Annotated in this window: 22 protein-coding genes and 1 tRNA gene; 12 read left to right on the forward strand and 11 right to left on the reverse strand. The window is 44.7% G+C overall.

Features of this window, described 5'->3' with window-relative positions; translation table 11 throughout:
• Positions 1-19: 19 nt before the first annotated feature.
• Positions 20-1288 carry an RNA polymerase sigma factor SigC gene (sigC, locus tag JGK22_RS22280; RefSeq protein WP_293182930.1) on the reverse strand — a complete coding sequence of 423 codons (1269 nt, stop codon included), beginning with the start codon at positions 1286-1288 and terminating at the stop codon, positions 20-22.
• Between the two features lie 1155 nt (positions 1289-2443).
• Entirely contained in the window at positions 2444-3313 is an 870-nt protein-coding gene (gene lipA, locus JGK22_RS22285; protein ID WP_293313698.1) for a lipoyl synthase, read from the reverse strand.
• 98 nt (positions 3314-3411) lie between these two features.
• On the opposite strand from lipA, the gene JGK22_RS22290 reads away from it, so the two are divergent.
• Positions 3412-3485, forward strand: a tRNA-Pro gene (locus JGK22_RS22290).
• 110 nt (positions 3486-3595) lie between these two features.
• Here the strand turns inward: JGK22_RS22290 and JGK22_RS22295 are convergent.
• The 3 genes from JGK22_RS22295 to JGK22_RS22305 all read right to left on the reverse strand — a co-directional run bounded on the left by JGK22_RS22295 (position 3596) and on the right by JGK22_RS22305 (position 6120).
• Positions 3596-4471, reverse strand: a complete 876-nt coding sequence (locus JGK22_RS22295) for an SDR family oxidoreductase (RefSeq protein ID WP_293313701.1) — start codon at positions 4469-4471, stop codon at positions 3596-3598.
• Between the two features lie 291 nt (positions 4472-4762).
• Positions 4763-5548, reverse strand: a complete 786-nt coding sequence (gene xth / locus JGK22_RS22300; protein WP_293218558.1) for an exodeoxyribonuclease III — start codon at positions 5546-5548, stop codon at positions 4763-4765.
• A 404-nt stretch (positions 5549-5952) separates the two neighbouring features.
• Entirely contained in the window at positions 5953-6120 is a 168-nt protein-coding gene (locus tag JGK22_RS22305; RefSeq protein ID WP_293182922.1) for a hypothetical protein, read from the reverse strand.
• A 110-nt stretch (positions 6121-6230) separates the two neighbouring features.
• Here JGK22_RS22305 and JGK22_RS22310 point away from each other — a divergent pair, with 110 nt between their 5' ends.
• The gene (locus JGK22_RS22310) at positions 6231-6455 is read left to right on the forward strand and encodes a hypothetical protein (RefSeq protein WP_293193522.1); all 225 of its coding nucleotides are present in this window, start codon (positions 6231-6233) and stop codon (positions 6453-6455) included.
• Entirely contained in the window at positions 6445-6855 is a 411-nt protein-coding gene (locus JGK22_RS22315) for a putative toxin-antitoxin system toxin component, PIN family (RefSeq protein WP_293197387.1), read from the forward strand. Before JGK22_RS22310 ends, JGK22_RS22315 begins: the two co-directional genes overlap by 11 nt.
• A 19-nt stretch (positions 6856-6874) precedes the next feature.
• Here the strand turns inward: JGK22_RS22315 and JGK22_RS22320 are convergent, their stop codons facing one another.
• Complete coding sequence (locus JGK22_RS22320) at positions 6875-8278, reverse strand: NB-ARC domain-containing protein (RefSeq protein WP_293218563.1); 1404 nt, start codon at positions 8276-8278, stop codon at positions 6875-6877.
• 197 nt (positions 8279-8475) lie between these two features.
• Here JGK22_RS22320 and JGK22_RS22325 point away from each other — a divergent pair, with 197 nt between their 5' ends.
• Positions 8476-8922: a hypothetical protein gene (locus JGK22_RS22325; RefSeq protein ID WP_293197383.1), complete on the forward strand. Its 447-nt coding sequence runs from the start codon at positions 8476-8478 to the stop codon at positions 8920-8922.
• A 101-nt stretch (positions 8923-9023) separates the two neighbouring features.
• On the opposite strand, the gene JGK22_RS22330 is transcribed toward JGK22_RS22325, so the two are convergent.
• The 5 genes from JGK22_RS22330 to JGK22_RS22350 form a co-directional block, all read right to left on the reverse strand.
• Positions 9024-9380 carry a hypothetical protein gene (locus JGK22_RS22330; RefSeq protein ID WP_293197381.1) on the reverse strand — a complete coding sequence of 119 codons (357 nt, stop codon included), beginning with the start codon at positions 9378-9380 and terminating at the stop codon, positions 9024-9026.
• Between the two features lie 14 nt (positions 9381-9394).
• Positions 9395-9793 carry a hypothetical protein gene (locus JGK22_RS22335; protein ID WP_293193266.1) on the reverse strand — a complete coding sequence of 133 codons (399 nt, stop codon included), beginning with the start codon at positions 9791-9793 and terminating at the stop codon, positions 9395-9397.
• Between the two features lie 71 nt (positions 9794-9864).
• Positions 9865-10497, reverse strand: coding sequence for a type II toxin-antitoxin system antitoxin SocA domain-containing protein (locus tag JGK22_RS22340; RefSeq protein WP_293218566.1), 633 nt, complete (start codon positions 10495-10497; stop codon positions 9865-9867).
• A 514-nt stretch (positions 10498-11011) separates the two neighbouring features.
• On the reverse strand, positions 11012-12694 hold the full coding sequence (locus tag JGK22_RS22345) for an efflux RND transporter periplasmic adaptor subunit (protein ID WP_293313704.1): 1683 nt from the start codon (positions 12692-12694) through the stop codon (positions 11012-11014).
• Positions 12695-12860: 166 nt separating this feature from the next.
• Complete coding sequence (locus tag JGK22_RS22350) at positions 12861-13331, reverse strand: MarR family transcriptional regulator (RefSeq protein WP_293182904.1); 471 nt, start codon at positions 13329-13331, stop codon at positions 12861-12863.
• Between the two features lie 341 nt (positions 13332-13672).
• Here JGK22_RS22350 and JGK22_RS22355 point away from each other — a divergent pair, with 341 nt between their 5' ends.
• The 8 genes from JGK22_RS22355 (at position 13673) to JGK22_RS22390 (ending at position 20499) form a co-directional block, all read left to right on the forward strand.
• Positions 13673-13981, forward strand: coding sequence for a hypothetical protein (locus JGK22_RS22355; RefSeq protein WP_293182902.1), 309 nt, complete (start codon positions 13673-13675; stop codon positions 13979-13981).
• 120 nt (positions 13982-14101) lie between these two features.
• Complete coding sequence (locus JGK22_RS22360; RefSeq protein WP_293197373.1) at positions 14102-14764, forward strand: class I SAM-dependent methyltransferase; 663 nt, start codon at positions 14102-14104, stop codon at positions 14762-14764.
• A gap of 128 nt (positions 14765-14892) precedes the next feature.
• Positions 14893-15129, forward strand: a complete 237-nt coding sequence (locus tag JGK22_RS22365; RefSeq protein WP_293218571.1) for a DUF433 domain-containing protein — start codon at positions 14893-14895, stop codon at positions 15127-15129.
• The gene (locus tag JGK22_RS22370) at positions 15129-15482 is read left to right on the forward strand and encodes a DUF5615 family PIN-like protein (protein WP_293182896.1); all 354 of its coding nucleotides are present in this window, start codon (positions 15129-15131) and stop codon (positions 15480-15482) included. Before JGK22_RS22365 ends, JGK22_RS22370 begins: the two co-directional genes overlap by 1 nt.
• Positions 15483-15506: 24 nt before the next feature.
• A complete protein-coding gene (locus tag JGK22_RS22375; RefSeq protein WP_293218573.1) occupies positions 15507-16217 on the forward strand; it encodes a M15 family metallopeptidase in 711 nt (236 codons plus the stop codon).
• A 426-nt stretch (positions 16218-16643) separates the two neighbouring features.
• Complete coding sequence (locus JGK22_RS22380) at positions 16644-17717, forward strand: glucose-1-phosphate thymidylyltransferase (protein WP_293182892.1); 1074 nt, start codon at positions 16644-16646, stop codon at positions 17715-17717.
• 108 nt (positions 17718-17825) lie between these two features.
• Positions 17826-18359 carry a hypothetical protein gene (locus JGK22_RS22385; RefSeq protein ID WP_293182890.1) on the forward strand — a complete coding sequence of 178 codons (534 nt, stop codon included), beginning with the start codon at positions 17826-17828 and terminating at the stop codon, positions 18357-18359.
• Positions 18360-18369: 10 nt separating this feature from the next.
• On the forward strand, positions 18370-20499 hold the full coding sequence (locus tag JGK22_RS22390) for a glycosyltransferase (protein WP_293313707.1): 2130 nt from the start codon (positions 18370-18372) through the stop codon (positions 20497-20499).
• Positions 20500-20551 lie beyond the last annotated feature (52 nt).

Below are 20551 nucleotides of genomic sequence, written 5' to 3' on the forward strand. Positions count from 1 at the left end.
TAAATGCACACCAGCTAATTTAAGTCAGAGACTCAAGATAGTCGCGCACGCGGTTGCGACGCTTGGGTTGGCGGAGTTTTTGCAAAGCTTTGGCTTCAATTTGGCGGACTCGCTCGCGGGACAAGTCCAGAGCTCGACCGATTTCTGCCAACGAGTAGGGGTGTCCGTCGCCCAAACCAAAGCGCATCAGAATAACATCTCGTTCGCGGCTAGTCAAATCTGCCAACAATTGTTGCAAGTCGCGGTGCAGAGCTTCTCGCATCAGCATTTCTTCTGGCGAGATGCTGTCGGTTTCGAGTAAGTCGCCCAACTCTGTATCTTTTTCGTTGCCCACTTTAGTTTCCAGAGAAACAGAGCGAGGAACTCGCAGCAATACTTCCCGAACTTGAGCGGCAGTCATGTCCAATTCGACGCCGATATCTTCGATCGTAGCTGTGCGACCTTTTTCTTGAGATATTTTGCGCTGGGCTTTCTTGATTTTGTTAAGTTTTTCGGTGATGTGGACGGGGAGGCGGATGGTGCGGCTTTGAGTCGCGATCGCCCGCGTGATTCCCTGGCGAATCCACCAGTAGGCGTATGTGCTAAACCGATAGCCCCGTGTCGGGTCGAACTTTTCGACAGCTCGTTCCAGTCCGAGAGTACCTTCTTGTATTAAATCGAGCAATTCTAAACCGCGATTTTGATATTTTTTTGCCACGGAAACCACCAGGCGCAAATTCGCCTTAATCATGTGGTCTTTAGCTTCGATGCCTTCAGCTTGAATTTTTTCGATCGCCTCTACCGTCATCTCGGCCAATTCTGCCCACTGGCGCTTGCCTTCGGCCATAATTCGCTTGAGTTCTGGCACGTCACTGATGCCTGCGGTTAATGCCCAGCGTTCCAGGGAAGGTTTGTGTCCCAATTGTGCAGACAGGCGATCGCGCACTTCTATTAAATGCACGAAGCTTTGAATCAGCCCTTCTTCCTGGGAAGCGACGGTGTTGCGCAATTCCAGCAATTTGATGTAGCGCTGAACTTTTTGAGCTTCGGAGACTTCTTCGTCTCTACCCAAGAGACGCACCCGACCGATTTCCTGTAAGTACAGGCGCACTAAATCTGTAGTGCGGCGGCTAGCGTTTTTTTGCAATTTGGATGCTGTGTCTGCATCTTCAGTCTCTGCTGAGTCTTGGTCGATGGGTTCGTCTCCAGCTTCTTCAGCATCTTCATCCAACACATCTACATCTTGCAAGGGATTGACTCGCAGTTGTTCGTCGAATTCAGCTTGAGCGTAAAAAGAGGTGGCTGGCATAGTGATTTTCTCAATGGCTCCGGGTGAAAAGATGCTACGCTTAGCGGTTATTTATAATTATGATGCCCACTTTGTTAAGACGAAGCATCACCGCTGTTTGTTTCTTTACTAACTTTTCTGACTTTTGTGCTGTTGGAGAGATCGAGCTTTGGCTGCCCCACTTGTTTTACCAAGATTCGGGAAAACGCTAAGAACTTTCTGATGTAACAGTTTGAAGCCCCGAAAAGTGCGTTGTACTTCTTTGTTTATATAGCTAGTATAGATAGAGACTGGCTATAAACAAGTGACCAAGGTCAGAAGTTAAGTTAATCTTCATCACCAATAACCTCGTTCCCGATCACTTCGCCAAAATAGGGATTTTTTTAATAAAACTTTATATAATTCGGGGTTCTTGATTAAATACCCCACAGCTCATAGGAAGCTTAATCCCTTGCACCATATGAGATTCATGGTTTTTTGAGTCTCCCTTATCGAGTTGGCAGTTAAGGGAAAAACCGGGTTTCCTGACAAAAATTCGGCATTTCAACCCAGGAATTCCAGGAAAAAACCCGGTTAATCGATGTATTTGGCGTAGGTTGGGAGTTGGATGTGGCGATCGATCTATAACTTTTTTGGTGTTGGCTGGGGCTTCCCATTTAACCTCACCCAATATGATCGGCATCAAAAACCGGGTCTTTTGAACTCCCGCTGGCACAGAAAGCGTAGGTTTTTCCTCGCCGTTACCTATTGGTGAAAAGTCAAGAATGGCATTGCATTTGTCAATCAGTAAGATTACCGAAAAAACTGTTTTTTTAGGAGTGTAAAATTCGCAATTTGGGGGCGAGGGGCGATCGATATGGCACTCCGGACGTTAGGGAAGCTTGCAGCTATATCGATCGCCTAAATCTCAGTTTTTCACCCAAAATTAGAGCAAGCTGTAAGTATAATTGCTGAGGAGCAAATGCTTCCCTAGGTTAAATTGTCACCGAATAGCATGGGTTTGAAGCCCTTACTCAGGTCGGCAGATTGTGATAAGAGCGGAGTTTAAATCTCCGTTCTTATCACTTCGCACTCAACTGTCAACTGTCAACTGTCAACTGTTTAACAATGCTGTTACCCGATCGAGTTTGAGTGACAATCATTCTCTCTCGCGCCAGTTCAGTTAAACTTAAATTACTAGCGCGGGTAAAGTTTCATCAATTCTCTCACCTGTTCGGCGTGATAGGAACTGCGAGTTAAGGGAGAAGCGACAACTTGCAAGAATCCCAAAGATTCGCCAAACTTTCTCCAAGCATCAAACTGTTCCGGCGGCACAAAATTTTCAACGTTCAAGTGCTTTTGAGTCGGTTGCAGGTACTGTCCCAGGGTCAAAATATCGCAGCCAACAGCCCGCAAGTCCTGCATCGCCTCCCGAATTTCGGCATCTGTTTCCCCCAGTCCCACCATAATCCCGGATTTGGTGTAAACCCCAGGTGCGAGTTCGCGGCTGCGTTGCAATAGTTCCAGGCTGCGATCGTACTTTCCTTGCGGCCGCACCTTGCGGTAAAGTCGCTTTACGGTTTCGGTATTGTGGTTGAGTACCTCGGGCCGGGCTGCGAGAATAATTTCTAAAGCTTGCCAGTTGCCGCACAAGTCGGGAATCAAAACTTCTATAGTTGTATCGGGCATTGTCGATCGTACAGCTTGAATGCACTCGACAAACTGAGACGCGCCCCCATCCGGCAAATCGTCGCGGTTAACAGAAGTAATCACAACGTGATTGAGTTTGAGTCGCTGCACCGCCTGCGCCAATCTTTGGGGTTCCGTCGGATCTAAAGCTTGGGGCTTTTTCTCAAAATCGATATCGCAGTAAGGACAGGCGCGGGTACAAGCCGGCCCCATAATCAAAAATGTAGCAGTACCTGCGTTGAAGCATTCGCCGATGTTCGGACACGAAGCCTCTTCGCAAACCGTATTCAGGGATAAATCCCGCAAAATTTCTTTGACGTTGCCGACGCGCTCCCATTGGGGGGCTTTAACTCGCAACCACTGGGGCTTAACTGTCACGCCTGCCTCCGTCTGAGTAGTGTTTTACAAAACATTATACTAGGAGGTGGCTAAGTTTTGACTTAAATGTGATATCTTAAAAATCTATTGACTAATTTCGGGATGTAGCGCAGCTTGGTAGCGCACCTCGTTCGGGACGAGGGGGTCGCAGGTTCAAATCCTGTCATCCCGATTGTTAAAGTAAATCGGATATTCCGCAGCAATTTCGAGGCAGAGCCTCTGGATATTCATTACCAGGCTCTGCCTGGTAACGAGAAATAAGCGCAACTGCGAACCAGTCTTTTAAACGCTCAAATTGCGCCGCAAAAAGCTTTCTAGGGATTCCATTCTGATGCCGTAGATTAACTCCAATTTTTGCACTTCTTCGGGAGTGCAGAAAAACTCGTTACCCAGCAATACCCGCAAAGTTCCCAAGCCTTTTTGAGCTTGAGGATTCAACAAACCCAAGGCATTTCGCAAGCCGTCAAATACCATCAACGGCGGGTTGATTACCACGGGTTCGCGATTGAACAAGCGTCCGAAAATGCGGGCAATGTCGTCTCTGGTCAGCACATCGGGGCCGCCGACTGGTAAAATTTGGTTGCGCGCACCTTCTACTGTTGGCGAGTCTACGGAAATCTTTGCTAAGTCGTCGGTACTGACAACAGAGGTGCGGTTTTTGCCGTCGCCAATCAGCAGGTAAAGTCCGGTTTCTCGAAATCTTTCTGCTAGCGGTAACAAGCTGGAAGCAAAACCGGCTGGCCGCAAAATGGTATAATTTAATCCGCTGTTTTGCAGGTATTTTTCGACTTCTCGCTTGGCTTTGAATACTGCTGAATCTTCGTATCCGCGATCGACTCCGAGTACCGAAAGAAAGACAAAGTGCTGCACTCCCGCTTCTTTGGCGCAGTCGATCAGTTCTATGTTGGCGCGGTAGTGTACTGCTTGTACGTCGCCGCCGGTGCCGTGGGTGCTGATGATGTATTGCACTCCTTGGCAAGCTTTTTTGATATCTTTGTCTTGTTTCAAGTCGCCGATAAAAATTTCGGCGCCTCGGTTTTCTAGTTCTGAATAGCGAGAAGCGAGGCGAACAAATGCGCGGACAGGTTTGTCTTGCTGTCTGATTTTTCGTACTATTCGGCGGCCTAGTGGGCCTGTTGCTCCAGTTACTAAGAACATGATTTTTGTTGGTTGGTTGTTATGGAAGAAGAAAGTTCGGCAACGGATTTTGTAGCGGATTTAACGGATTGAAGAAGGAATCTTCTGCAAGGGGTTTGAGAAACCCAGTTTCTTAAATCTCTGGTTGTTAAACCTAAGATTTAGGATAAGCTGTCGCGCATTTAAATGGTATATTTGGAACGGGCTAGAAGCCCATTCCACAATATTATGATTGATGATTTGCCCATAATTTAAATGTACAACAGCTTAGAAACAGGGTTTTTGACCTGAGTTTTATTTATAACTTATAATTCAAATTTCGACAATTACGGGGGTGTGATCGCTGGGTTTGACTAATTTTCTGGGAGCAATATCTATTGTACAGTTTTTGGCTTTTTCGTAGAGGGGAGGGCTGAGATAATGGTGGTCGATTCTCCAGCCGTTGTTGCGGGGAAATGCGGCGGCGCGATAGTCCCACCAGCTATAATGTCCGCCTTCTGAGGTGAATTTGCGAAAGGGGTCGCTTAATCCTAATTCGGTGATTTCTGTTAATGCTTGGCGTTCGGGTATTGATAGGCCAACGGAGTTTGCAGCAGCTTTGGGATTGTATATATCTCGATCGTCCGGTACGATGTTGAAGTCGCCACAAATGCACAGGTTGGGCGATTTGTCTAGTGCTATTTTCAGGTATTCTTGCAGCAGTTTGAGCCAATGCAGTTTGTATTGATACTTCTCGGAACCAACCTCGGAACCGTTGGGAACGTATACGGAAATGATGCAAATATCGTCTATAACCCCGGCTATGAGGCGCTTTTGTTCGTCGAAGCTGCCGACGGTTGCGTCGCCGAGAATGGGGGCAAATCCGGCGCTGACTTGTGACAGGGGCGATCGGCTAAAAATAGCGACGCCGTTGTAGGATTTTTGACCGGAGATGTAGCAGTTGTAGCCGATGTCGAGGAAGGGTTGCAGGGGAAAGTCTTTGTCTGTAACTTTGGTTTCTTGCAAGCAGAGAACGTCGATTTGGTTGGTTTGCAACCAGCTAGTAACGTGTTCGAGGCGGGTGCGAATTGAGTTGACGTTCCAGGTGGCAATTTTCATAAAAACACTCGGTAAGTGGGAAACGAGCGAGTCTTTAGACCTGAGAGGAAAACGACCCGGCGATTTCAATCGCCTTGAATCCCCCTTGCGGGGTAGAGGGGTATGGTTGCCCCTCTGTGGAGATATGGTTGTCTCCGAATCCCTTTCGGGTAATGTTAGCTTCGCCAAGGTTATAAGAGCTTTTTAGACCTGCAACACTGTTTCAGTGACTTTAAAACTGTTTAATTGCAGATGACAGAGCAAGGGACTAGCTTCGCATTCGCCCGGTGTCGTGACTCAAATAACGTAGTCAGTTAAGACTTAGGCCCGTCAGAATAGCTTGTAATTTCTTACAAGCTCAGTGGCTTCAGCCCTGAGTTCCTGACTATAGTAAGTAATAGATTAGTCGATTTTAGATTTTAGATTTACTCTGCATCGGAGTGCGATCGGGATGCTCGTGAGCGATGGTCGCAACCGCGACGCTCTATAGTATAGTACAGTTTGAGGCTGGTGAGTTCGGATGTGCGATCGGCGAAGCTATCCCGAGCGTGAATCGCACGTAAGCGCATTGAGGCAGATTTGGCTGATAGCATGGCGCAAGCTGAGGGATATGGGCTCTTCCTAGAAATTGAACTTCACACCCTGTGATACAATAAATTTAAGCAAGAAATTGTTTTCTTATTAAGTTTTTATTTTTTTAGTTATGACAACAATTACAATTCAAGTTGATGAAGATATTAAGAAGGCGTTTGAAGGGGCTACTCCTGAGACTCAGAAACAGTTAAGCTCGATCATTCAATTGTTTTTGAGAGAAAATTTACACAACAAAACTTTAACAGAGGTAATGGCAGAAATTTCTGATAAAGCACAACAGCGCGGCTTGACACCAGAAATATTACAGGAGATTTTAGCCGATAATGACGAATAGATTTGCGATCGATACTAATGTTTTAATCAGTGCTTTGCTTTTTAAAACCTCAGTACCATTTCGGGCGATCGAATTGGCAGAAAAACAAGGAATAATTTTATATTCTGAAGCGACTTTAAAAGAATTAGAGCAAGTTCTGAATCGTCAAAAGTTTAACAAGTATCTTTCTTTAGAGGACAGAAAGGTATTTTTGCTGAAATTTATCAGTTCTTCTCAGTTAGTCTCTATTACCGAAAAAATCGCAGTGTGTCGAGATGAAAAAGATAATAAGTTTTTAGAGTTGGCTGTTAGTGGTAATGCCAATATAATTGTTACGGGGGATATGGATTTGTTGATATTAAATCCTTTTAGGACAGTAGAAATTATTACTCCCGATATGTTTATTGATAGATTTAGTTAATCGCCAACTCAGTCAGTTATTAATGCTGGTTTTTCAGATACTCAATCAATACAGGCTGGAGTGTGAAAAGTGTTTTCTGACCTTGTTTAATTTTTTCAATTAATAAACGCCGTCCCAAGGATTGCACAGCTTGTAATAATGCTGATGGCGATAATTCGAGATGGGCTGAAATTTTTGATATTTCAACTGGTGCGGCTTCACTAGCTAACGAGGATATCACTTGTTTTTCTGGTTCGGTTAGCCGATCGCACTGCTGCTCCAATAGTGATTCTAAGTCACCTAAGAATAGGGTATCATAGGATAAGAATTCGGAAACGCTGCCGCCGAATAAGTCTTGAATCAATGTGGCAATTATATTTAACCATAAGGGATTGCCTCGGTAAAGGTCGATTAGTTCTGACCATTTCTCCGGTTCTGCTAAACCTTTTTCTCTGAATATTTCTTGTGCTTCGGGGCCTAAACCGTTGAGTTGCAGCGATTTACAGGGGCGGTTTTCGCCTTCTAAAGCGGCTATTTCTCTGGGTTTTTCCCAACTCAGGAGGATGAGGCAACTGTTGTGGGATGACTCGGCTATTTGTTTGAAGAATGTGCCGTAATTTTCATAGCCTGGTTGGTAGTGGCCTGCGAGTTGTTGGCTGCTGAAGATGGTTTGGATATCATCGAGTACGATCAGACAGCGGTGCGATCGCAGATATTCTAGTAGGGGCAATCCCCCCGTGGTTGCCCTTTCTTCGGGGGAGGGGGCGGGCACGGGGGCACCGCCCCTACAGAATTGAATTAAGTCGGTTTGGAGTGATGCCAGGGGTGGGGAGTTGCGGAAACTGCGGTAAATAATGCGATCGAATTCGTGTTGAATTTGTGGGATTAGTTGGAGTGTCAGCGCGGTTTTGCCAATACCTGATAAGCCGAGGATGGTGACGAGACGGGTGCGGCTTGAAATCCAGTTTTCGAGGGTGGAGAGTTCGGATGTGCGGTTATAGAATAGGTTGGGTTCTGGTGCGTCGGATAAGTCTAAATGTATTTTAGGTTCGGAATTGCTAGTTTTTTCATGAAATTTATCCTTGTCTTGCGGTGCAGGTTGTGAGACTTTGGGAGAGTAAAAAGTATCTGCGGAGATGTTACGAATATGAATACAGCCATTCCCGACGAGTGAGACATTGGAAACTTGTAAATTTTCCAGCTTTGCTCTAAAATTTGCTTTAGATACTTGTTCCTCGCCTAATGCAACTGATAGAAGTTTCCATAATTTGAAACCAACTTCTTTAACATATTTCTCTGAGCGGTGGTGTTCCTGTGCAATTTCTTTATATTTTTGATTGTCCCAAGCGCCGCGCAGTATAGCTTTTTGCAGACTATCTAAGTGTTTTCCCGTAGTAGTTAAAGCTAGATTGTCAGTAAACTTTAAGGCTTCTTCAATATCCATTAGTCACGCAGATGCAAGGGTTCGACTTGATTATAGCGTAACTAAATATGACTTTTTCAAACTTGACCAGCTAAATATGACTTTTTATGACTTAGTTGGGAGGGGAAAAAACTACTAAACATGGCTTTATATGGCTTGAAAAACTTTGGCATTTAGGAAATAATTTATAAATAGACACCATAAAGATAATAAAGCTGATGCACCGCTTAAAAATGGGTTTGTTGTTTGTTACTGTTGTATCGAGTTTTTCTTTCGGTTCAATCGCACGAGCGGGAGAGCGATGGCCTGTTCCAGAAAATCGTGGTAGCTGTCTGGTAAATCAAGTTTGCGATACATATAATAAGAATCAGGACTATCAAAAACCTTCTAATGCTTGGGGAATAGCTGGGTTTTATGTAAATCTAACAAGTCCAGACTCTTCTGCTATTATCAGATGGAGCGCGAGGCTATGCGATGGTAAGGAGATTACTGGGTCAAAAGATATTTCCACCAGTTCTACAGGTCAAAACTATATTGACTTTCCTAACAGGTCTTTCTTTGCACAAGGGGTTTGCTCTTTTAGGTTTAATGTACTGGACGCAAAGAGATATCGGGATGGGGGGAATCAAGTTGATTTCTTGATGAACTACGATGTAGATTACTAACTAAGAGAAGTGGGAAATAGAGTCTTAAAAACTCCTCTCCCTATTTTCTAAAAAAGGGCGATCGCCCTTACATCCCAATTTGTCAAAAAGTGCGATCGCCTTTACTCAAGCAAAGTTAAAATAGTTGTAGCCTCAGCCAATAGTTTACACTTGACTTTATTGTTTTCGCCCTCAATCAGACAATGAGCTGGATTATCCTCCAAGGGGTCATGCCGGATAATGAAGCCTAAAGAACGGGCAGATCCTGCTACCAAAACACCCACTTTAGTAGTGTCAGGATTTCTCGCACGAGCTAAAATTTCTTGGGGAGTTGTTAGCCTCGCTAACTCAACTGAGATACTGTTATCAGGTTTTCCTCTAACCTGGAAAGCAACTGATTTTACAGTACCATCCTCATAGAGATGTACATTAGGAATTCGACGATAAAGAATATCATTGTCTGCAATTTCTTCTAGCATTATCTCATCCTGACTTAGGGAATCAATAGCTGAGACACCACATTCAGGACTTCAGATAATGACACCTGGTTTTTTTCCTCAAATTTTCTCTCGTTTCCTTCTCCCTTAATTAGTAGATAGCTGAAACTCATATCAGGTTTAATTTCCACTTCTAGATTGTCGTGTGGGGTTCGCCATTCCAGTTGTAGGCTACCATTAGCAATTGGTGCTGCATCATAGGGTAAAATTAGATCGCCAACTAAAGGCGAAAGAGAGTATTTGATATGAATAAGCAACTGACAGGCTTTTACAAAAGCAACGGGCGAAACTGGCAATGCACCATAAGAATCCCAGTCAGGTTCTAGTTGGGCAAGTTGCGTCAAGCGCTCTAATATTGGATCTAAGGAAACATCAGTTAATGTTGCTTGAGACATGGCTTTTACAAAGAGCGTAGTTTGTATTGTATCATATTTATGCGTGCGGTTTCCCTTGAGAAGGGACGATTTTAGACTGAGGTTTCTTCTTTGACACGGCCCGAATAATATTTTTTCATCGATTCTTGAGAAATAATGGCATGACAAGATTCGTCTCTGGGCAAATCCCCTCTCGCTTCTAGCCAAGCCATTTCACCGCAAATCATTCGTTCCAAAGTTTCATCATCATACTCCAAATAGGCATCTGCAACTTCTTCCAGAAATTCCCCGATTTCTTCAGAAAGTTTCGGGCGCTCGATTCTTTCTACAATTGGTTCCCAGCTAAATTGGCTTTGATACTTCTCTAGTAAATCAGGAATCACCGGGCCGTGAACCCACGCTTGAAAATCCGCATTAAAGAGTGGCGTGCCATAAATTGCTAAATGCCAAGCTTGAGCGTAATACACGAGTTTTTGTAGCTTGTAAGCATTTATTTCTACATCGAATTGCGAGGCTAACCAAATGAAATAATTGGCAATCTCGCGATCGCTCAGTGTTTCCGAATTAGTTGAAACAGCAACAACTTTCAGTTCACCTTTAGCTAGATGTTCCAATAGTTCAGAAACAGACAAGTTGAATTGTTCAGCAATTTGCTCAACTCTTTGCCAGACTGGATAATTTACAGTTACTTGATATTCAGTTTTGATTGAAGGAGCTTGGGTCATGGCTAGGATTTCTTAGCGTTGACTAAAATAATTATAGCAAACTGTTCTACAATACTCGTAATTAAAATTATAGTATGATTTATGCTGAAAAAATAGAAATAGAGTCAGGTCTGAGAGTCAAAGCCCGATCGCCCTTCGTCTCCCATTTTCTGAAAAAGCGCGTGTAGCCAGCCGACAGATTACTGATTGGGTACCAGTACGATGAGGTAAAGTGAGTCGTCGCGAAGTGGGGCTTCATTCAGTTGACAGTTGACAGTTGACAGTTGACAGCGACCTCTACCTGGAAGTCAGAGGATTGGAGTAATGAATCGTCTGATTTTAATTTCTCCCTAAAAAAGAGAGGCTTTAAACCAATTCTTTCTGGTAAGCCATCGCACCAATCGCTGGCTGGCAATACACACCCACAAACTATGAGGTTTTAATCGGAGAGAGGGACTTCTATACCAGGCTCGACATTCATCTTGACGGGAATGGCAGTGCAGAGGTTACATGATTTCCTGCGTAAATCCTGACTTTATTTCAGTTCAACATTTACAGTAGCAGACATCCCTGGTGCAATTCGCGATTCATAACCTTTAATACTGTCGGCATCAAACACAACTTTCACCGGAATCCGCTGCACTACTTTGGTAAAGTTTCCCGTTGCATTGTCTGGAGGCAATAGGGAGAATTGAGCGCCAGAAGCAGGGGAGAAACTATCAAGACGGCCTTCAAATTTGCGGCTACCAAAAGCATCTAATTTGATTTCTACTTTTTGGCCTGGTTTCATGTTTGCTAATTGCGTTTCTTTGAAGTTAGCAATTACCCATAAATCGTTACTGACGATCGCCATTAACGGAGTTCCCGACTGCACCCGCTGCCCCACTTCAACGGATTTGCGCCCGATTTGTCCGGCGGCGGGTGCGGTGATATTCGTGTAGGAAAGTTGCAGTTGAGCGTCTTTAACCGCAGCTTCCGATTGGGCGATCGCAGCCTTAGCAGCATCATACTGCGATCGACTGACCTTAGTTTGCTCGCCCGTAGCTTGAGCTTGTTGCAATCCGCCCTTCGATGCAGCCAGTTTGGCTTCGGCGGTGCTGATTCCTTCTTGGGCTACAGCGACTTTAGCTTGGGCGCTGGCGATGCCGACTTTGGCTTGCGCGACTTGAGCTTCAGCTTGCTTTACTCCTTCTTGAGCTTGGGCTACTGCTGCGATCGCTGCGGTTACGCCTTCCTTGGCTTGGGCTAACCTGGCTCTAGCTTGGGCAATTCCTTGTTGGGCTGCGGTGGTTTGGCCTTGGGCGACTTCGTAGGCGGCTCTCGCTGCGTCTAATTGCTGGCCGGCGATCGCACCTTCTTGCTGCAAACTTTCGTACCGTTTATAATCTGCTTGCGTTTTCACAAGATTAGCTTGCGCTTGCACTAACTGAGCTTGCGCTGCGGCAATTCCGGCTTCGGCTTCCGTCACTTTAGCTTGAGCTTGGGGAATTCCGGCTTCTGCTTGGGCGACTTTCGCTTGCGCTGCGGGTACGCCGGCTTCAGCTTGAGCGACAGCAGCTTCGGCTGCGGGTACGCCTTGTTGGGCTTCCCTAATTGCTGCTTGGGCGGTGGAAATGCCAGCGTTGGCGGTGCCGATATCTCCTTGGGCTTGGGCTGTTTTACCTTGGCTGGTTTGAGAGGCTAGGGAAATATTCGCTTGGGCTGCTTCGGCTTGGCGGCGGGCGTTTTCTAAGGCTGCTTGGGATTGTTGCAGTTTAACTTGGTAGTCGCGGGGGTCGAGTTTGATCAGCAGTTGGCCCGGTTTTACTTGTTGGTTATCTTCTACTAAGACTTCGCCGACTGTACCGTTGATGCGGCTGCTGACTTGGTGGATGTGTCCGGCTACTGTGGCATTTTCGGTTTCTTGGTGGATGGAGGCGTATTGCCAATAATTGTAGCCAAAGCTGCCCGCGGCGATCGCCCCGATGCCCAGCGCTGCTAAAATTATCGCTTTCGGGGCTTTTTTCTTCGGTGTTTCCGGCGCCGGCAGGGGTGCTTGGATTTCTGTTTCTGGGCTGGTTTTGAGTTCGGCGGGGGCGCTGACTTCTGTTTCTGGCGCGGGGATTACTGGTAGGCTTTTTGCTATGGTGTCGTCGATCGGCTTTTCTAAGAGGGCTACTGCTTTGCCTTTGCCGTTACCGTTGAATTCTGCTGGGTTGATTTCGTTTGTGCCTTTCATGGTATTTGACTCCTGATACTTTAGTAAGATGTCGTTTGTTTAGGGTACGTAGTTTTTATTTAGTAAGACTGCTTGTTTTAAGAGTGCGTAGTATTTTTGAGTTGTTTTTAATGTAGTTGAGGTAGATGCTGCTGCGCTTCAGTCGAAAGAGCTATTTGTTGGCGGTTTAGGAAAGATTGACGATCGCTCGATCGATCAATTGGGAGAAGAGTTCTCGATCGGCTTTGGAAATGCCAGTCATTGACTTCTCTCGGATCTCCGCCACCAGCGGTGGCAGCACGTCTTGCAGTTCCCTGCCTGCATCCGTTAGCCAAATTCGCCAAATCCGCCGATCGCGCGTGTCTCTCTCGCGGCGGACTAAGCCTCTTTCTTCCATGCGATCGAGCACGCCTGTGAGTGTACCGCCTACCTGTTGCAGTTTGTCGCCAATGCTGGAAGTTGGCAAGCCGTCTTCTTGCCACAAGCAGCACAGTACCAACCAGTGAAATGGTGTCAGCCCAAATGGTTCGAGTATCTCTTGCAACCTGCGAGTCCCTAGCTGCCCTAGCAGTTTGATGCGGTAGCCCAGGCTGTGGGGGGCGAGAACATCGTGCCACCTAGCTAGATATTTGCGATCGACTGTGGATATAGTAACCATCGGCTTATTACTTAGCGTTCGTATTATTAGTGTAAGATGTTATTTGGGAGCTGTCAAGGGGCGATCGCGGATTTTCGGTCATCGGATTTGAGATTTGAGATGGAGTCGGCAGCAAGTAAGTCAGTACAATGAGGGCGATCGCCCACGCTCGATCGCAAAAAACAGCTAAATTTTCGTCAAACTTGTTTGGATTTCTTAATTATTCCTAAAATAGGAAGCTCAAAGTTGCGATCGCACTTTATTCTAGTCCCAGGAAATCAGTACACCAAGTTCAATAATACCGACGATAATAATTTGTTCTATTCCTATATAATTTAGTCTCTCAAGGAGTGATTAATGTGATGTGCGAAGAGCAAAGAAAAAAATTAGATCAAATCATTCAGCAATTAAAGAACGCCCAATCCGAGGTGCAAGAAGCCTACGAAACAACAATGATGAGTGATGCCAAATGGGCCGTGTCTAGCCTGTGTGATGATTTAAAAAAAAATGAGTCGATCGATCCGTCTATAAAGAGCCAGCTCATGCCTTATTTTGAAGCAGCTCATTCAGCTATTCTTAGTTCTGAATCAACGCATAAACGAGCCGGAATCTGTGGTGACAAGCTGAATGAAGCAGAGTCTTGCATAATAAAAATACTGAGTAAACTCTGAAGAGAATGATTTAAAATTGGATCAGGCGAGTCCCGGAAAGTCCATCCTGGGGAATCTGTTTACATTTCTTAATTATTAGTAAAATAAGAAGAGTAAAGTTACGATCGCACATCGCACGTTATGCCACTCCAAGGAAATCAGCGCACCAAGTTAGACGACACCGACGACAATCTGTTTTATTCCTATCCCCGGTTTGTGACGCACGTAGACGAGGGATTCATTCAGCAACTAACCGACTTGTATCGGGAACGCCTGAAACCGAATACTCGGATTTTTGATATGATGAGCAGTTGGGTGTCTCACTTGCCCGAGGAAATGGAATTTGCTCATGTCGAAGGACACGGCATGAATGAAGAGGAGTTGGCAAAAAATCCCCGACTGAATCATTATTTCGTGCAGAATTTGAACGCAAATCCTAAATTGCCACTGCCCGATTCAGAGTTTGACGCGGTTGTCAACTGCGTTTCGGTGCAGTATTTGCAAAACCCGGATGCGATTTTTGCCGAGATGCACCGGATTTTGAAGCCGGGGGGCGTCGCAATTATCAGTTTTTCCAACCGGATGTTTTATCAGAAAGCAATTGCGGCTTGGCGGGAAGGTTCGGAGGGCGATCGGGTAAAATTAGTCCAGGGTTACTTTGATTCCGTCAAAGGAGCGAACATACCCGGATTTAGCAAGCCGGAAGTAATTGCTAAACAGTCTAGCTTGCCGAGTTTTATGCAAATGCTGGGGATGGGAGGCGGCGATCCGTTTTATGCGGTAGTTGCTTACCGCCAAAGTTAGGATTTTTTTAAATGTTTGTAGTGAGGACTTTAGTCCGCTGATTTTTTTGAGGACTAAGGTCTTTACTACAAACCGAGCTAGAGTTACGATCTTTATCTTAGAATATATTTAACAGTGGCTCCTAAAACATGGACAACGAACTTTTGCAACGCATCACACTCGATCCAAATATCTGTCACGGAAAACCCTGTATTCGCGGTCTCAGATATCCAGTAGAGTTGATTCTTGAATTACTTAGTTCAGGTATGAATGCTAAAGAAATTATAGATGATTATGATGATTTAGAACATGAAGATATTCTAGCTGCTTTGCTATTTGCAGCACGGCTGACTCAAGTGAAAAGCATATATCGAGTATTAGTGTAATGAAGTTTTTGGTAGATGCACAATTACCAGTACGTCTGGCACGCGTTTTGCAATCTGCTGGTTGCGATACTATTCATACTAAGGATTTACCTCGACTCAACGCAACTCCCGATTCAGAAATTAACTTGCTTTCAATGCAAGAAAGCAGAATTGTTATCACCAAAGATCGAGATTTTCTCGATTCATTTCTGATTAGCCAGCAACCTTACAAGCTGTTAATATTGACGACTGGCAACATAAATAACAACCAACTTATAGACTTATTTGTGAATAATTTGCCGCATTTGGTTGAAATGTTTGAGGAACATTCATTGATAGAAATGAATCGCGATACAATTGTAGTTCACCAGTAATAATTAAGTAGGTAAAACCTTGATATGAAACCATATCAGCAAATAGAAATTGACGAATGCGGCGAGCCTTTAGTCCCAATTCCACCAGAAGATTTTGCCTTTGAAATTCCGCACCCTTATCAAAAGTTGGGTGCTCCCTATCACAACAGCAAAGCAGATTCACCTTACTATTTGCGGCAAGGAGTTGTAGATAGTTTAGTAGCAGCTCAAACTCAGCTACAGCAAAATCATCAAAATTGGAAAATTCTGATATTTGATGCTTATCGACCCGTGGAAGTCCAGCAATTTATGGTAGATTATACTTTCAATCAAATTGCCGTAGCTCAAGGCTGCGAATTTCCGGTTTCCGAAGACAAACGCCAAGTAATTATAGAACACGTGTATCAATTTTGGGCTGTGCCGAGCCTCGATCGCGCGACGCCTCCTCCTCACAGTACAGGTGCAGCTTTAGATGTAACTTTAGTCGATGAACATAATCGACCAATTGATATGGGTTCTCCGATTGATGAAATATCAGAACGTTCTTATCCCGATTATTTTGGTAATAGCAAGGACGCGCAACAACAGCAATACCACCTGCACCGGCAAATATTGAAAGATGCGATGATAGCTGCTGGTTTTGAGCAACATCCTAACGAGTGGTGGCATTTTTCTGTGGGCGATCAGATGTGGACGTGGTTGACAAATAACAAGAATAGTGGTAGTCAAGTTATCGCCCGATACGGCCGCTATTAAACCATTTTAGATTTTAAATGACTGAATGCTCGATCGCCATAAATCATTTGGATTGCAACCGCTAAGATATAGCAGTGGACAGTTGACAGTTGCAGAACGGGAATCAAATCATTGATGCAGAACGGGAATCGACTCTATTCATGAAGTTATTTATGTCTTCACCCATGTGGCGGTTGCTATACTGAAAACCTTCTTGATTCCTGAAACCCCTGCTTTGATTACTTCTTCCTTCTGTCAACTGTCAACTGTCAACTGTCAATTGTCAACTGTCAATTGTCAACCGTCAATTGTCAACTGTCAATTCTTCCTTCTTTTGGGTCAGCTATTGCCAGCGGGGTAGCCGTGCTTTAAAATTAACGAGAGCTAACAAGTGCAGGCAAATCAAGCCAGCACCGCAAACTCTAAAGGATAACTTAGATTTCACCAATGAAAGCACTCATCCTCTCTGGCGGCAAAGGAACACGCTTGCGTCCCCTCACCTATACGGGTGCTAAGCAGTTGGTTCCTGTGGCAAATAAGCCTATACTGTGGTACGGAATTGAAGGCATTGTGGCGGCTGGGATTACGGATATCGGGATTATTATTAGTCCTGAAACAGGTGAAGAGGTGAAGGCGAAAACAGGAGATGGCTCTCGCTTCGGTGCAAAAATTACTTATATCTTACAATCAGAGCCGGCGGGACTCGCTCATGCAGTAAAAATTGCGAGACCATTTTTGGGTGATTCTCCATTTATTATGTATTTAGGAGATAACTTAATTCAGAGTCAGCTAGATCCGTTTTTAGAGAATTTTAATAAGCAAAAACTAGACGCTCTAATTTTGCTGCGCCCAGTTCCCAATCCCAGTGCTTTCGGTGTAGCAAAGGTTGATGAGAATGGGCGAGTTTTACAGTTAGTAGAAAAACCCATAGTTCCGCCGTCTAATTTAGCACTGGTGGGGATTTACTTTTTTGCTCCTACTATTCACGAGGCGATCGATCAAATTCAACCCTCGCCCCGCGGGGAACTCGAAATTACTGATGCTATCCAACAGCTAATCAATCAAGAAAAACACGTAGAAGCCTGCAATTTAGATGGTTGGTGGTTGGATACCGGGAAAAAAGATGATTTGCTGAGTGCAAACCAAATCATTTTAGATAGCTGTATTGTAGCTTCAACTGAATTAAAAGTAGATGCCAAAAGTCAAATTATCGGGCGAGTGCAAGTAGGGGAAGGTAGTGAAATCATTAATTCTACAGTTCGCGGGCCTGTGGTAATTGGGGAAAATTGCCGCATTGAAAATTGCTTTATCGGGCCTTACAGCAGTATTGCCGATCGCGTGACGATGGTTGATGCTGATATCGAACACAGTGTAATATTGCAAGGGGCGAAAATTGTTGGCATTCACCAGCGAATTGTTGACAGCGTGATCGGACAGCGAGCTCAACTCACAAATGCGCCGCCGCGTCCTAAAGCGTTGCGGTTTATGATTGGTGATGACAGTCAAATCGAGTTAGTATAACTTAGGATTTGCACTATTCTCGTAGCGGCAATTTACCCGATGGTGCGCGTTGCTACGTCTACGAGATGGTGCCCCTCGGCGCACCATAAATTTAAAGGAGGCGGAAGATTGCAGTACGAAGAAATACCGACTCAACAAATTATAGATAAACTGCGGCAAACTTTGGAGCCGCGAATTGGTATTGCTGAGTTGTCGCTGTCGGAAAGACCAAATAGTGCGATCGCCCAAAATGAAGATGACGAAGACATTGCGCTTCTCAAAGCGGGCTTTGACATTTATAACATTCCAATTACATCTTACCAAAGGCGGCTCGGTTCCGCAGTCATCGCCGTCAGAAAAATTGTCCGAAAATTGCTCAAGCCCGTACTAGACAGACAAGTAATTTACAATTTCGCCAATACCCGCGTCGTGCAAACCTTGAGCACACAGTTGCAAAAATTGCAAGAAAATCAACAAACTCTAGAGAAAAAACTTACATCGGAATTCAGCAGCGGGTTTCCCGAAGTGACAGCGCAGCTTGAGAGTCAACAACAGGCGATCGCAAATTTTCAGTCTGAAGTAGAGCAAATCAAAGCAGTACAGCAGCAACATACTGCTATTTTAGAGGAGATTAGCGCTCAATTGGGCGATCGACAACCATAAAGCATCAAAGATGACTACACTTCCTATATGCTCATTTATTATAGTTAACTATAATGGTCTGCGCCACACCAAAGACTGCTTGAAATCCCTACAAAAACTTGCGTATCCAGAATCACAACTCGATTTAATTGTAATTGATAATTGCTCTCAAGACGATTCGGTTAATGCTTTGCGCCAACTGTTTCCAAAAGTTCGCATTTTTGTGAATACCGCCAACAACTTTGCCAAAGCCCTCAACCTCGGCATCAGCGAAGCAAAAGGGCAATACATCGGCTTTCTCAATAACGATGCAACGCTTGACAGTCACTGGCTGGAAATATTAGTTAAACGCCTAGAAACTGACAATAAAGTTGGTGCAGCTAGTGGCAAATTGCTGTTTAAAGACGGGCGAATCAACAGCGCGGGCATTCAGCAATTACCTAATTTTTATTGGCAAGATGTCGGTTTTGGCGAAAAAGATTCGGGACAGTATAATACAGAAAGGGAAGTAGAAGGGCTTTGTTGGGCGGCGGTGCTTTTCCGCAGAGAATGTCTGGAAGATGTCGGGCCGATTGATGAAGATTTTGTGATGTATTTTGAAGATGTAGAGTTTTCCAAACGCTGCCAAAAACGCGATTGGAAAATGCTTTATACTCCCGCAGCTATCGCCCATCACGAGTATCGAGGTTCGAGTAAAGGTAGCAAACTCACCGAGTATTTCTGCAACCGCAATCGGTTTTTGTATTTGGCGAAACACGAACCTCTGCAATTAGTGAAATCGATTCATACTTCGGATTTTTTTAGTAACAAGCAGTACGATTTGCTGTTCGAGAGTTTGTTTTTCGCGATTAAAAAACTGCTAGATTATCAGAAACCGGAAATCGTCGCAGCGGTACTGCCGCAGTTGACGGAAAAGTTGGCGGTGATTTACAGTAGAATGAAGGTCGATCGCATTTTACCTCGATTGGAGGTGGTTAGGGGCGATCGCAAAATGTCGATCGCAATTTACGATCACGGACTGCATTTTATCGGCGGCGGGCAAAAATACGTCGCTACCATCGCCTCGCTGCTGCAAAATGAATTTGACATTACTTTTATCGCCAACAAACCCGTGGCTGTTTCCGACTTAGAATCGTGGTACGGGCTTAACCTTTCAGGATGCAAAGTTAAGATTATGCCCTTGGCGTTTTACGAGAAACGTGGAATGCAGTGCATCGATTCCAGTATCATCGCTGAGGATATGGAAAATCCCTTTGATGAAATTGCCAGAGAAAGCAAAAATTACGATATTTTTGTCAACGCCAACCAACTCGAAAAAGTCAAACCGCTGTCGCCGATATCAGTATTTTTCTGCCACTTCCCGAATACTTTTCGCAACCGTCATTTTGCTGTGGATGATTACACTTTTATTATTGCCAACAGTCAATTTACTGTCAAGTGGTTGGAGAAACGTTGGAATTTGCAACCAACTTTTATGCTGTATCCGCCCGTGGAAATGGCTACAGCTAAAGTGTCGAAGGAAAAGATAATTTTAGCTGTGGGACAGTTTGAAGCTGGGGGAACAAAAAAGCAAATTGAACTCATCCAAGCTTTCCGCAGTTTGCTAGCAGATTATCCAGATGAACTTCAAGGATGGCGGCTGATTTTAGCTGGTAGCAGTGTTCCGAAAAATCCTTATTTAAAGACGGTTCAGAATTTGTTGAAGCAGGATTCAAGGGCGATCGAACTTAAAGTCAATGGTTCCTTAGATGAGGTAAAATCGCTTTATGCTAAATCGAGTATATTTTGGCATGGCTGCGGTTTGGGTGAAGTCAATCCCCAAAGGTTTGAGCATTTTGGGATGGCGACTGTTGAAGCAATGCAAAACTGTTGTGCTCCGATCGCGTTTTGTGGCGGTGGACAACCGGAAATTGTCGAACACGGGCGATCGGGCTTTTTGTTCAATACGGTTGAGGAACTTTGCCGCTATTCACATCAACTAATTGTCAATCCCGATTTGTTAGCAGAACTTCAAGCTGGCGCACAGCAACGCAGTCAGAACTTTAGACTCGCACCTTTTGAACACAAAGTCAAGAGTTTTTTTGAGATTATTCACCAGGAATATGCTACAATTCGGCTGCCAAATCCAGGCGAGATTGCTCAAATGCTCGATCGACCTTAAGCATACAGATATAGCTGTGGGTAAGGACGTGGCAGTGTCTGTTAGTGTTAAG

It is taken from the genome of Microcoleus sp. PH2017_08_TRC_O_A (assembly GCF_020738665.1).
GTDB lineage: Bacteria > Cyanobacteriota > Cyanobacteriia > Cyanobacteriales > Microcoleaceae > Microcoleus.